This window comes from Proteus sp. G2300, assembly GCF_009915965.1.
GTDB classification, from domain to species: domain Bacteria; phylum Pseudomonadota; class Gammaproteobacteria; order Enterobacterales; family Enterobacteriaceae; genus Proteus; species Proteus vulgaris.
Window position 1 is genome coordinate 189,126 of the sequence record NZ_JAABNK010000003.1, and the last position, 13,422, is coordinate 202,547.

11 protein-coding genes are annotated in these 13,422 nt (G+C 38.8%); 5 read left to right on the forward strand and 6 right to left on the reverse strand.

Annotation, left to right across the window (positions count from 1 at the left end):
- The first annotated feature begins 74 nt into the window (after positions 1 to 74).
- From GWI97_RS01160 to GWI97_RS01175, 4 genes are all read left to right on the forward strand, one after another.
- Positions 75 to 1,262 carry an ROK family transcriptional regulator gene (locus GWI97_RS01160; protein WP_224215390.1) on the forward strand — a complete coding sequence of 396 codons (1,188 nt, stop codon included), beginning with the start codon at positions 75 to 77 and terminating at the stop codon, positions 1,260 to 1,262.
- Positions 1,263 to 1,301: 39 nt separating this feature from the next.
- On the forward strand, positions 1,302 to 2,603 hold the full coding sequence (locus GWI97_RS01165) for a hypothetical protein (RefSeq protein ID WP_052038428.1): 1,302 nt from the start codon (positions 1,302 to 1,304) through the stop codon (positions 2,601 to 2,603).
- Positions 2,604 to 2,630: 27 nt separating this feature from the next.
- Complete coding sequence (locus GWI97_RS01170) at positions 2,631 to 3,791, forward strand: MFS transporter (RefSeq protein ID WP_036934267.1); 1,161 nt, start codon at positions 2,631 to 2,633, stop codon at positions 3,789 to 3,791.
- Positions 3,792 to 3,946: 155 nt separating this feature from the next.
- Positions 3,947 to 4,213, forward strand: coding sequence for a DksA/TraR family C4-type zinc finger protein (locus GWI97_RS01175; RefSeq protein ID WP_036934269.1), 267 nt, complete (start codon positions 3,947 to 3,949; stop codon positions 4,211 to 4,213).
- A 96-nt stretch (positions 4,214 to 4,309) separates the two neighbouring features.
- On the opposite strand, the gene GWI97_RS01180 is transcribed toward GWI97_RS01175, so the two are convergent.
- Positions 4,310 to 6,046 carry a pyridoxal phosphate-dependent decarboxylase family protein gene (locus GWI97_RS01180; RefSeq protein WP_036934271.1) on the reverse strand — a complete coding sequence of 579 codons (1,737 nt, stop codon included), beginning with the start codon at positions 6,044 to 6,046 and terminating at the stop codon, positions 4,310 to 4,312.
- Positions 6,047 to 6,738: 692 nt separating this feature from the next.
- Between GWI97_RS01180 and GWI97_RS01185 the strand changes: the two genes are divergently transcribed.
- Positions 6,739 to 7,188 carry a hypothetical protein gene (locus GWI97_RS01185; protein ID WP_036934275.1) on the forward strand — a complete coding sequence of 150 codons (450 nt, stop codon included), beginning with the start codon at positions 6,739 to 6,741 and terminating at the stop codon, positions 7,186 to 7,188.
- Between the two features lie 61 nt (positions 7,189 to 7,249).
- Here GWI97_RS01185 and GWI97_RS01190 read toward each other — a convergent pair whose 3' ends face one another.
- The 5 genes from GWI97_RS01190 to deoC all read right to left on the reverse strand — a co-directional run bounded on the left by GWI97_RS01190 (position 7,250) and on the right by deoC (position 13,162).
- The gene (locus GWI97_RS01190; protein WP_036934277.1) at positions 7,250 to 8,563 is read right to left on the reverse strand and encodes a CitMHS family transporter; all 1,314 of its coding nucleotides are present in this window, start codon (positions 8,561 to 8,563) and stop codon (positions 7,250 to 7,252) included.
- A 342-nt stretch (positions 8,564 to 8,905) separates the two neighbouring features.
- Positions 8,906 to 9,622: a purine-nucleoside phosphorylase gene (deoD, locus tag GWI97_RS01195; protein WP_036934279.1), complete on the reverse strand. Its 717-nt coding sequence runs from the start codon at positions 9,620 to 9,622 to the stop codon at positions 8,906 to 8,908.
- Between the two features lie 77 nt (positions 9,623 to 9,699).
- Complete coding sequence (gene deoB, locus GWI97_RS01200; RefSeq protein WP_036934281.1) at positions 9,700 to 10,926, reverse strand: phosphopentomutase; 1,227 nt, start codon at positions 10,924 to 10,926, stop codon at positions 9,700 to 9,702.
- Between the two features lie 66 nt (positions 10,927 to 10,992).
- Entirely contained in the window at positions 10,993 to 12,315 is a 1,323-nt protein-coding gene (gene deoA / locus GWI97_RS01205) for a thymidine phosphorylase (RefSeq protein ID WP_036934285.1), read from the reverse strand.
- A gap of 67 nt (positions 12,316 to 12,382) precedes the next feature.
- Positions 12,383 to 13,162, reverse strand: coding sequence for a deoxyribose-phosphate aldolase (gene deoC, locus GWI97_RS01210; protein ID WP_036934288.1), 780 nt, complete (start codon positions 13,160 to 13,162; stop codon positions 12,383 to 12,385).
- Between the last annotated feature and the right edge of the window lie 260 nt (positions 13,163 to 13,422).

A 13,422-nucleotide genomic window follows, 5' to 3' on the forward strand; every position in this document is an offset into this window, starting at 1 on the left:
AACTATCAAACACAGACGATTTTATATAAAAAAAACATCTTTTAGTTTTGTTTCTAAACAAATGGAGTAGTAACGTGACACCGAACGTACCCAATACATTACGGCAAATGAATGCCTCGCTTGTATTAAATGTCATTCGTCATCAAGGTCCTTTGTCACGGGCTCAGATAGCCAAGATCAGTGGAATTACAAAAGCGACGGTGTCTGAAATTATTAACGATCTCCTTGAAGAAAAAATCGTTTATGAAAGCGGTGTCAGTTCGCCTGCAGGACAAGGCAGAAAAGGTATTTTAGTTAACTTCGATCCTCAACACAGTTTAGGTGTCAGCATTGACTTAGGTGGAACCAAAATCGCTTATGCGGTTTTTAACTTAGATGCCGAATTATTGTATGAATATCAAGAGCCTACCTTTGATACTGACGATCGTGAACACTTCATTACGCAATTTGCGCAAAGTATTGAAAATGTGATCGAAAAAAGCGGCGTAGATCGCCAAAAGATCAATGTTATCGGTGTCGCCACACCAGGGATCATCGATATCAAAAATGGGGTTGTACTAGAAGGCTCCCCTAACTTACCTCATTGGGATAATTTGCCTCTAGCACAACAACTTACAGAAAAACTCAATGTACCCATTGTACTCGAAAATGATATTCGTGCAGCACTTGTCGGTGAAATGTGGAAAGGCCGTTGCCGTCATACACACAGTTGTGCGCTGATTGGGATCGGCACAGGATTAGGCTCCGCCTTACTAATGGATGGAAAAGTTATCCGTGGCGCAAACAATGCAGCTGGTGAAATCGGCTATATGATGTTTGCTCGTGACCATCTCTTTCGCAATTGGCGCAATAAAGGATGCTTTGAGAGTTTCTGCTCTGGCTCAGGTTTAAGTGAGCGAATGGCAAACTTACGAGAGGAAAATCTTAGTGCAATTGAGATTATTCAAGCCTCACAACAAGGCGATCCGCTTGCTCAATCCTTAGTTGAAGAAATGGCTGATTATCTTGCCATCGGCATTATGAATTTAGTCGCCATTGCAAATTTGGAAAAAGTGGTATTAACAGGCGGTATCACCCGCTCTGCTGATACCTTTTTACCGCGTGTTCAGGCAAATCTAGATAGACATTTATTTGCTAACACCAAAGTGAATATCGAGCTTTCTGAATTATGGGAAAAAGGCCCGCTTTATGGCATTGCTATTCTCGCCTTAGCCACGGTTTATCCATCAATTCAATTTATGCCCGAGATCCAATTGAGATAACCCTAATAAAAAAGCCTTTAAACGAGATGGGAGCAACTCATGGCAGGAATACATCTTCACCCACATGATATTTTAGATGAAGGCATGCCCGCTATTCTTCAACGCCTTGACGGTATGAAGCATGTTGAGCATTTATTTGTCGAAATTAATACGATTTTTGAACGTAACCCTTACCCTGTTGGTGATCTACCTCATAACCCTATTCATAATATGGTTATGGGAACAGGTACACTACATATCAATACTCATACTGATTTTCCTCATCTGAGCCAACGGGTCGATCCCACTATTTTAGCGGGTGCAGATCCACTAATGACGATAAAAAAAGCCACCGATGGTGGAAAATATAAAGTCATTCCATGGGCAAATATTCTGAATGGCGATTTTATTGGTAATGTAGAAAACAATCAGGTTGTCGATTTTAAAGGTCGTCCACAAGCACATTGGCTCTGCCCTAATGCTCCTGATGTTGCTCAATTATGGCAAAAGACATTCACAGCATTAAAACAAAACTACGGTTACGACACCTTTTTAATTGACCGAATTCGTTTCCCTGATTGGGCAGGTAAAGAAGTCAATCCAGCGGGATTATTTACCTGTTTTTGCCCTCACTGCGAAAAGAAAATGGTACAGCAAGGTTTGCCTATTAACGAAATCAAACATCGTCTTGTGGCTTTAGCTGATTCATTGAAACAAGGGGATTTCGAAACACCTGTTTCCGCATTAAAAGAAGAGCCTTTGTTAAAAGCGTGGCAAGCATTTCGCCAACAAAGTGTGACTCAATTAGTTGAAAAATTACTGTCTGATGCCAAACAAACTGCGGGTGGTATTACGTTATGGCTTGATCTATGGCCACCTGCTTACAGTTGGATCTTAGGTCAAAATTATCATGAATTAACCCGTTATTCTTCAACGCTCAAACATTTCCCTTATCATAAATTAGGGGGAGGTGCAGATGTTCAAGGGTTAATTAATCATTTTGCCCATAATAGCGAAAGCCAAGAGCATGCATTTACGGCATTCAAACGCTTATTTGAATTGCCCTATGATATTTCATATGAAACCTTTAAACAGCAAGGTTTTCCTATTCATTTTGTTGCAGAACAAAATAATAAAGTTCGCCAACTTTCACAGCCAAATACCTTTATTTATAGCGGTATTCAAATGTGGAATTTACCTGCCACTCAATTAATTGAAGCAGTCATTGCCGCTGAAGAAAGTGCTTGTGATGACTTACTCTATTATTGCTATGGATGGGCGACTCAAGAATTATTTGATGCCATTGGCGAACACAATACACCTAATAATAACACTTATAACAACAACACAATTAAAGAATAATACACCGCGGAAAATCAGGATCAAATTATGGCTAAACAACAAAAATGGAAAGTCTTTTTCCTTCTGTTTGTCACGATGTTTTTACTCGGTGGCATTCAAAATACAAAAGGGCTGATCCTCGAACAAGTTCAACATGATATTTCATTAAATATGAGCCAAGTAGGTTCATTAATTACCTTTTTCCAAATCGGCTTTTTAGTCGCCAGTTTATTAACGGGCTATTTTACCGATAAAAAAGGGTTAAAAGTCATGATGTTTATTGGCTCATTAATGATGGCTGTTGGTTTAACAGGAACCAGCCTTGCTTTCAACGTGATGCTATTTTTTGGCTTTTATCTGGTCATTGGTTTAGGGATTGGCTCAATGCTTGTCTCTATCGTTACTGTTATTCCAACTTTCTATAAAGAGAAAGCAGGAATGATGTTTAACGTCTCTAACGCCATGTTTGGTGTAGGGATGATTGTTACGCCTCTTATTTTACAATATTTATTCTCACACTCTATTTCATGGCGTACCTTTTATGTTGGTGTTGCCGTTATTGTTGCTGTGATTATTTTAGTATTAAGTACGTTAAAAATAGAAAGTAGCGCACAAGTCGATATGAAATTCAGTGACTTTTTAGAGTTGCTGACACAAAAGTCACTGTTGCTGGTTATTTTATTTATCACTTTATATGTGGCAGCCGAAGCCGCGTTCTTAAACTTCTTCCCTATTTTCTATACCTCTATGGATATTGGGAATATGAGTAATACACAAAAAGCAGAAACCGCCGCTTATGTTATTTCTAGTTTTGCATTCTTATTTACTATCGGTCGTTTTATTGGTGGTTTTATTAACCTTGCACTGGGTGATCGTAAAACATTGATTTTATTCTCACTGTTCTCGCTTATTGCCATTATTGTTAGCCGTATCTTTGTGCAAGATGTTGTTTATCTATTTATGGTATTTGGTTTTGCATTATCTGTGCTATTTCCAACAGCCGCAGCGGTTGCCACAAAATTAACTAGCAAAAGTGGCTCGGTGATGGGACTTATTTATGTAGCTTCAGGATTGGGCGGAGCGTTAGCAGGTTCATTAATCGGTCAGGTTTCAGAAAGCTATAATGTTTCTGTTGGCTTTAACCTAATAATCGTATTCGTCGCCCTCTTCTTTATCATTTCTCTGTTTATCCGAGAACAACAACAATAACAACAAGCGTTGCCTCTGAAATTTGCCCCTCGGTATGAGGGGTTTTTTATTTCTATCACGATATCTTAAAGTGTATTTTCTCTTTTACTTTGTTGATTTTTTCGCCATCGCCCTAATAATAGTATTTATATTCACTGTTAAAATAGGAGAATATGATGGCAAGTGGATGGGCTAATGATAGTGCAGTTCAAGAGCAAATAGATGCCACCATTGATGATGCAATTGCAAGAGCTCGCAATCAAATGGCACAAGGTGAAAGTGCCGAGTTTTGTGATGAATGTGGTGAGCCAATCTCTCCGGCTAGGCAAAAAGTCGTTCCTGGTGTACGTTATTGTTTAAATTGTCAGGAGATGGTTGATAAAAAAAATAATGCCTTTAGTGGGTATAATCGTCGAGGTAGTAAAGACAGCCAACTGAGATAATCTGCAATCATAAGCATATAAAATAAAAACTGTACCTTAATATGCGTTTCCTCGATTAAAGTACAGTTTGTTTTATTGAATTAGACGGTTATTGAATTAGATTTTTGCGACCTTCTTTGAGCTCATATCTTGACTCATTTCGGTTAAAATCTTCATAAAATTATCGATATGTGCACGTTCAGTATTTGGGTTCATAAATACTGCTTTTTCACCCGGAAGATAAACATAACGGTTATTTTTCGCATATTTAGAGCAGGCAATAGAATCCACCCAGTTAGTAAACAACCCTTCTCTACCACGCTGTAAGAAAAGTTTTCTATGCCACTGTGTGTTATGAACCATAAAGTCATATGCCTCTTTATCTGTAGAACACGTTAACTCTAAATCAAAAGCAACATTAGGATCTTTCACTAAGTTTGGATCATACAGTTTAAAACCAACACTTGGACCTTGGTTTTGCGGTACGATCACTTTTGCATTACCCATCTCTAACAACCGATGGCGCATGTAGTTCGCGTTTTGCAAACAGTGAGCAATAATGGTTTGGTAACCCTCAATCCCCATATAGTGCATTGCAGAATAAGCACCAAAGATACCCACACCACTGCGTGTACATTCAATAGTAGATTGTAAGTGAGTCTGCCCTTCTAATTCATGTTCAAAATAAGTGAAGTTTTCTGGATCGTTCTCCAGTGCCACAAAATCATGACCATTTTTCACTAACACTAAACTTGAAGTGTAAGGAACATAGCCCCATTTATGGAAGTCGATAGTCACAGAGTCAGCATATTTCAGATGTTTAAATTTCTCAACGTTCTGACGTAAGCCTTCTAAGGTGACATCATTAATCGCCAGTGGGTTACCACTAAAATCATATTCTAAGAAGAAGATGATCGGCCAGCCCACAGCGGCATCAACGTGCACGTGAGGCTTAACAGGGATCTCAAACTCTTCACATAAGCGGTCACGTAATTCACAAACCCCTTTCACATCATCCACACCAAAGGTATCTGTTGTCCCTGTGGTTAACATGATAGTTGGAACTTTGCACTTAACAGTAAAGCAGGCTCTTAATTCACGCTCTAAGTGCTCTAGATTAATGGTATTATCTTCAGATACTTTAATACGAATAGTTTTGTTATCTACATCAACACCTAATAGTGCAAGGTTAGTCATGTTTGAATAATGACCGCCTTGAGAGTTAATGATGCGATAGTCTTGATCTGCTGCCATACCTGAATGTTTAGAATTAGGCATGGATTTACGTAACCCAAAGAGATAACCATATAAGTTACACATGGTGCCACCTTGTGTGAATACACCGGAAGCAACGTCAGGATCGTATCCCACTAATTTAGCGACTTTTTTAATTGTTATTTTTTCTAGTGCATCTGCAACACCAGAATATTCACAATACACCATATTCGGGTTACCCATTAACCCTAAAATTGAACCATAAACACCTGGATCACTTGGCATTGCAATTACGTTTTCAACTGCGAGTGGATTTTCCCAGTTTTTACATAACGTTGAAACCAACATCAGCAATTCATTAGGATCGTTTTCTGGGTAATTAATGTTTTGCTGAATTTGTGTATCAGCCATTAAACGTTCAAATAATTGTGCTCCATTAGCATAGCGCTGTAATTGGTCGTTATCATTATTCGTTGTTTTTCTAAACTGTGTAATCGATTGGATTGTTTTATCCTGAAATATCGGCCAATACTTCGGATCTCGGCTGAAAAAGTGAGCAATAACGTCGTGGTATTTCTTCTCAAATTCCGAGTTCAGAATATTGGCAGAAGATAAACCCAATAAATCTTGATTTTTCACTATATTCTCCAAATAGAAACCGACAATAATTTAATTTAGTTGCACAGCAATACTATACATTTTCTAATTAAATTAGTTAGTGAGCAATGTGATAACGTCTACCACATAGCCTATAACGGCTTAATAGTATTTATTATTAATATCAATAATTTATATTGACACGGAAAGTTAAATTTACAGCCATTAACTTTTCATTAATGTACTTATGTGACTGAGATCACAATGAAAATAGGACTATAAATAGAAACAATCACCAACAATACTATTAACTATTTGAAATATAATCAAAATACAATAATAACCATCTAACCATATGATATTATTGAATTCTTGATTCAATTAATTGTATTAATCTGTTATTTCCGCAATTAATACTGCTAAAATTATATTAATTTTAATTAATGATGAGAAAATCAAACTAAAAAACTACTATATTTTCAACAATCAGCAAATTAATTCTAATTTAAACAATTTTTAGGCATAAAATATTGGTTACGGGTAAAACAAAGGTAGTTACATACGAAAATATAAAGAAAAAAACTATTATAGTGAATAATTCTGGATATAATAAAAAAATCAGTTAAAGTAAAAAATAGTAACTCTAATAAATAATCAGAATATTTACTCTACATTTTTTATTTTTTTTGCCGATACTAAAAGTAATAATGTAGGTAATTAACGGGGAACACAATATGAAAACACGTATCGCTATCGCGACTGTATTCGTATTATTATCCGCAAGTGTCTATGCTGAAGAATTTACCTGCCAACTTGAAAATGGTAAGTATGTCAGCGTGTTCGCTGAACAGGGAAAACCCCCTGTTTATCGTTATGGCACACTGGCTAAAACAGAAATCACACTACCCGTGCCTCAACAACCTAATAATAATGTCTTTTATGGGCATCAAATGTTCGTTGCTGGAGCATCGACTTACATTCGATTTAAGAATGGAAATTACAGCTATGTCGTTTATGACGGTGAAGGAAGAGGATGGAATTTTAACGGCGTAATTGTTTATAAAGACAACAATATTATCAGCAAAAAAGAGTGCAAAGAGCCGTTAACACCAAGCCTAGATAATATTAAAGATTATGCCATTAAAATGGACCCTTATTTAGAAACTTATATCTATGCACCATAAATTCCATCAAAAAGCCTCAGTTGAAAATACTGAGGCTTAAGGTTACAACTAAGATTTTCTGTTAGAAAAGCCCCAAGAAGAAGCCAACACCTAAAGTAAAGAAGCTAAATAACCATATCCAACCAAATGAATAACGTAGGTGCCTTCCCATATCTGTTCCTGCAATCCCCATTGCCAACCAAGCTGCAGGAGAGAATGGACTAACAAACGTTCCAGCATTATTACCTATTGCCATCGCATACACGACATCAGCAGCAGGAACACCGCCCCCTGCAGTCACTTCTTGTACAATAGGAAGTAATGCGAAGTAATAAGCGTCTGTACTGGTAAAGATATCCATAGGTACACCTAGTATACCCACAATAATATGCAAATTATCCACCCAGGAATGAGGTAAGATTGCAGCTAAATCAAGCGCAATTGATTCCAGCATTTTACCATTAGACATAATTCCTAAGAATGCACCAGCCGATAAAATAATTGCTACCATTGATAACGCCTGTGGTGCATGATGGCTAATAATCGCAATTTGATCTCTGGGTTTGGGGTAATTGATCACTAACGCAACTGAAAACGCCACCATAAAAATATAAGGTGCAGAGAACAACCCTAACGCTAAACAAGTAATAGAAACAACAATCAATAAAATATTTATGCCGAATTTTTTCGGTTTTTCAGTGCCCGTTTCGGGTTGTTCTTCATCAAAGATGGCTAATAAAGAGTCTTTCTGATAAGGCGTCGTTCCTTTACGTTTTGCTTTTGCAATACGCTTATTTTCCCTAACCCCCATAATAGCAGCAAATACCATTGAGCCTAAAATGCCGAATAACTGTACAGGAATAAGTTTTTGCCATAACTCTGCAGCTTGAATACCCGTTACCGCAGAAGCTCGTCCTAAAGGCCCACCCCAAGGCACCATATTCATAACGCCCATGCTGGTACACATAATTAATAGCATAAGGTAGGGACTCATCCCTAAGCGTCGATACAGCGGTAAGAAAGCAGGAATGATAATTAAGAATGTTGCCGCGCCAGAACCATCTAAATGAACAACTGCCGCCACGAGTGCTGTCACAACACAGACAATAATCACATTGCCTCGCGTGAGGCTTATCATAATGCGAATAAGTGGATTAAAAATATGCAGATCTTTCATGATACTAAAAAAAAGTATCGCGAATAAAAACATCGTTGCGACACTACTCACCTGCTTAATGCCTAATTCAAAAAAGGTTGAGATCTCACTAAATGAATATCCTGCTAACAGCGCACCAATAAGCGGAGTGACCGACATTGCAATAATAGGGCTGGTTTTTCCCATCATCAGTAATGTCACAATAGTAATAATAATGAATAGTCCGATGATTGTTAACACATGAGCATCCTTTTAAATAGTTATTATGTTTGCAACCCAATGTTACAAAAACGCTACGTAATTATGTAAAAACAGTTTAAAGGATGTGAAGTTAATCACTGATTATTTTTTATCTAAATAAACGTGATAGATTCAAAACAAGACCATTTTATAACAAAAGAATCAATAAGATATAAAAAAACAATAAGAATAATCATTATTTGCTTTACACTTGACATTCATAAGGAATTGTTAAATAAATTAATTTTTTTGGATAGTTTGAATGAGATATTAAGAGGGGAAGAAATAAAAAAACCCAATTCAAAAATTGGGTTTTTATTTTTAAGCAACGAGATGTATTGTTTAGTCTTCTAGTAAGAGAACAGATTCTAATGCAATTTCAATCATTTCGTTAAAGGTCGTTTGACGTTCTTCAGCTGTAGTCTGTGTACCTTTTTTAATGTGGTCAGATACAGTACAAATAGTCAGTGCTTTTGCACCATATTCAGCTGCAACTCCGTAAATACCAGCAGCTTCCATTTCAACACCGAGGATGCCGTATTTTTCCATTACATCAAACATTTCAGGATCTGGAGAGTAGAACAGATCAGCAGAGAATATGTTACCAACGCGAACTTTAATATCTTTCGCTTTTGCTGCATCAACCGCATTTTGAACTAATTGATAATCTGCAATAGCTGCGAAGTCTTGGTCTTTGAAACGTAGACGGTTAACTTTAGAGTCCGTACATGCCCCCATACCGATAACAACATCACGTAATTCAACATCTGGTAATACTGCACCACATGACCCCACACGGATAATCACTTTTACGCCAAAATCAGTAATGAGTTCTTTCGCGTAAATTGAACAGGAAGGAATCCCCATACCGTGGCCCATTACAGAAACTTTACGGCCTTTATACGTACCTGTAAAACCTAACATACCACGAACATTGTTTACTTGACGGACATCTTGTAAAAAAGTTTCAGCGATGTATTTAGCACGAAGCGGGTCGCCCGGCATTAAAACGACATCAGCAAAATCGCCCATTTCTGCGTTAATATGAGGGGTAGCCATAATTCTTCCTTTTAATTAATCTTTTTACTATTCAAATATCATTCGGTAGGCATATCACTATACCTACCGAAATTAAATTAAAACATCGCTTTACCATAATCGACTGGAGACAAACCGAAGTATTTCACAACAGTTTGGCCGATATCAGCAAAGGTTTCACGATGACCTAATGAACCAGGTTTAACTTTAGGGCCATAAACCAGAACAGGAATGTGTTCACGAGTATGATCAGAACCAGGCCAAGTTGGGTCACAACCGTGGTCTGCAGTTAAGATAAGAATGTCATCTTCTTTCACCAGTTCCATAAGTTCTGGTAAACGACGGTCGAATAATTCAAGTGCTTCACCATAACCAACAACATCACGACGATGGCCGTAAGAAGAGTCAAAATCAACAAAGTTGGTAAAGACGATGGTGTTATCACCCGCGAGTTTCATTTCTTCAAGTGTCGCATCAAACAGGGCATCAATACCAGTTGCTTTCACTTTCTTAGTGATACCTACATTTGCATAGATGTCAGCAATTTTACCGATAGAGACAACATGACCTTGTTTTTCATCAACCAGTTTTTTCAACATCGTTGGTGCTGGTGGCTCCACCGCCAAATCATGACGGTTTCCCGTGCGGGCGAAGTTACCTGGTTTGTCACCAATAAATGGACGCGCAATCACACGACCAATGTTGTAATCGCCTTTATTTAGTTCATCACGAGCAATTTCACACAGCTCATATAATTTGTCTAAACCGTAAGTTTCTTCATGGCATGCAATTTGGAATACAGAGTCAGCAGAAGTATAGAAAATTGGTTTACCGGTTTTCATATGTTCTTCGCCAAGCTCATCCAGAATAACCGTACCAGAAGCGTGACAGTTACCTAAATAACCGGGTAATTTGGCACGTTTAACGATATTTTCTAACAATGCTTGTGGAAATGAGTTTTTCAGCTCTTTAAAGTATCCCCAATCAAAAAGCACAGGAACACCTGCGATTTCCCAGTGGCCTGACGGAGTATCTTTACCAGAAGAGATTTCACTCGCGTAGCCATAAGCACCGATGATATCTGCGTCTTTATCTAAACCAATAGGAAATTTACCTGTTGATTCTTCAGCTGCTTTACCTAGACCTAAACGGCAAAGATTAGGTAAATGAAGAGGACCTTTACGTCCGTCTCTATCTGCTTTACCGTCAGCAAACGCTTGTGCGATATGCCCTAAAGTATCCGAACCTTGGTCACCGAATTTCTCTGCATCACCAGCAGCACCGATACCGAAGGAATCTAATACCATGATATGTACACGTTTCATAATTCTCTCTCCTGTGTCATTCTCCGTAGACCACGGATATGTCACTTATAAATCGTAATTGAGTTCTTATTCGCTGATTTGGCGATACACCATAGGTGAAGCTTCACGTTTGCTGTCACCAATTACCATCGCTTGACGGACTTCAGCGGCAGCTTCTTGCCATGATTTTTCACTATTAGCATGGATCATCGCTAAAGGCGTATCGGTATTGATTTCAGTACCAAGCGCAGCGATGTCGCTTAAACCCACACTGTAATCAATAGCATCGGTCGCTTTACGACGACCACCACCTAATGTCACAACAGACATACCTAATGCACGCGTATCCATTTCCGTGATAAATCCAGCTTTCTCAGCAAATACAGGCTTACTTAATACCGCAGTTGGCAGGTATTTATTGTAGTTTTCAACAAAATCAGATGGGCCTTTCTGTGCAGCAACCATACGACCAAAGACTTCAGCCGCTTTACCGTTATCCAACACATCTTGCAGTTTTTGACGAGCTTGTTGACGATCATCCGCTAAACGACCTGATACTAACATTTCAACACACAGCGCCATAGTGACTTCAAATAGACGTGGATTACGGTATTCACCCGTTAAGAATTGAACCGCTTCACGAACTTCAACCGCATTACCTGCGCTAGAAGCTAATACTTCGTTCATATCCGTTAACAACGCCGTAGTTTGACAGCCTGCGCCATTTGCTACTTGAACAATAGACTCTGCCAGCTCTTCAGATTTCTGATAAGTTGGCATAAAAGCACCCGACCCCACTTTAACGTCCATCACTAATGCATCTAAGCCTTCAGCTAATTTTTTACCTAAAATAGAGGCGGTGATAAGAGGGATTGAATCAACTGTAGCAGTAATATCACGGGTCGCATAAAAGCGTTTATCAGCAGGTGCTAATGAATTAGTCTGTCCGATAATAGCAACACCTACGTTGCGAATAATATCGCGGAATTTTTCATCATCAGGGAAAATATCAAAGCCAGGAATGGCTTCGAGTTTATCTAATGTTCCACCTGTATGACCTAATCCACGACCAGAAATCATTGGAACATAACCGCCACATGCGGCAACCATTGGCCCTAACATCAGTGAAGTAACATCACCTACACCACCGGTTGAATGTTTATCAACAATTGGGCCATTTAAATTTAGGCTTTTCCAGTTCAATACAGTACCGGAATCACGCATGGCTAATGTCAAAGCAACACGCTCAGGCATAGTCATGTCGTGGAAATAAATAGTCATTGCTAATGCAGCAATTTGACCTTCAGAAACAGTATTATCTCTGACGCCATTAATGAAAAAACGAATTTCTTCCTCAGTTAAAGGATGACCATCACGTTTTTTACGAATAATTTCTTGGGCAAGAAACACTGCAACCTCCTGGCTTTATAGCATTGATAACGCCCACAATATGACGTAGGCGTATTACACGAATGGATTAGTAACCACTAGATGATTTTTGTTCGCCATGACCTAAAGTAGCTAATAAATTCCCTAACAAGCTTGAGGCGCCAAAACGGAAGTGACGGGCATCAACCCAGTTGTCACCCATAATGCGGTTAGCTAATGCTAGATATTGAGCAGCTTCTTCAGCGGTACGAACACCACCTGCAGGTTTAAAACCTACATCTTTGCCAACCCCCATATCGTGGATCACTTGGATCATTAACTCAGCGCTTTCCAGTGTTGCATTTACAGGCACTTTACCTGTCGAAGTTTTAATAAAGTCAGCACCTGCTTTGATTGAAATTTCAGAGGCTTTACGGATAAGTTCTGGTTCTTTCAGCTCACCCGTTTCAATAATAACTTTCAGTAAAGCACCGGCTTCTACGCAAGCCTCTTTACATGCTTTAACGATATCAAAACCGATTTGCTCATTACCTGCCATAAATGCACGGTAAGGGAAAACAACGTCAACCTCATCTGCGCCATAAGCTAATGCCGCATTGGTTTCTGCTAATGCGATATCTAAATCATCATTACCATGAGGGAAGTTAGTTACGGTTGCAATACGGATTTCTGGTGTACCTTGTTCGCGTAACACTTTACGTGCTAACGGAATAAAACGTGGGTAGATACAAATAGCGGCTGTATTGCCTTCTGGGCTTTTAGCCTGATGACATAACGCAGTCACTTTTGCATCAGTGTCGTCATCATTTAACGTAGTTAAATCCATCAAAGACAGCGCAAGGCGCGCTGCAGCGGTTAAATCTGTCATAAAACTCTCCAACGATGTTTCTCAAGCCCTTGTGGGCGTACGCTTAAGGTTAGCGATTAAATTTGTTGGCGAGCGGACTTGGTTCCTTGAAGATGTTGTTGTAACTTGTGCTACAACGACAGCTGAGCTCCCTCTCACCGCGCTATGCTCACTTCGGCGACCCGACATTGAGCCTTCGCCATTCCATGAAGTTTCAGCACATCTTATTTGAACACGCTAAGGAACAATTAGATGTGCTTTACATCACACTAATCAAATAC

What these genes read in the sequence shown, in the direction of transcription:
- GWI97_RS01165 (WP_052038428.1), top strand. Translation starts at nt 1,302, where the DNA reads ATGGCAGGAATACATCTTCACCCACATGATATTTTAGATGAAGGCATG.
- GWI97_RS01170 (WP_036934267.1), top strand. Translation starts at nt 2,631, where the DNA reads ATGGCTAAACAACAAAAATGGAAAGTCTTTTTCCTTCTGTTTGTCACG.
- GWI97_RS01175 (WP_036934269.1), top strand. Translation starts at nt 3,947, where the DNA reads ATGGCAAGTGGATGGGCTAATGATAGTGCAGTTCAAGAGCAAATAGAT.
- GWI97_RS01185 (WP_036934275.1), top strand. Translation starts at nt 6,739, where the DNA reads ATGAAAACACGTATCGCTATCGCGACTGTATTCGTATTATTATCCGCA.
- deoD (WP_036934279.1), bottom strand. Translation starts at nt 9,622, where the DNA reads ATGGCTACCCCTCATATTAACGCAGAAATGGGCGATTTTGCTGATGTC.
- deoB (WP_036934281.1), bottom strand. Translation starts at nt 10,926, where the DNA reads ATGAAACGTGTACATATCATGGTATTAGATTCCTTCGGTATCGGTGCT.
- deoC (WP_036934288.1), bottom strand. Translation starts at nt 13,162, where the DNA reads ATGACAGATTTAACCGCTGCAGCGCGCCTTGCGCTGTCTTTGATGGAT.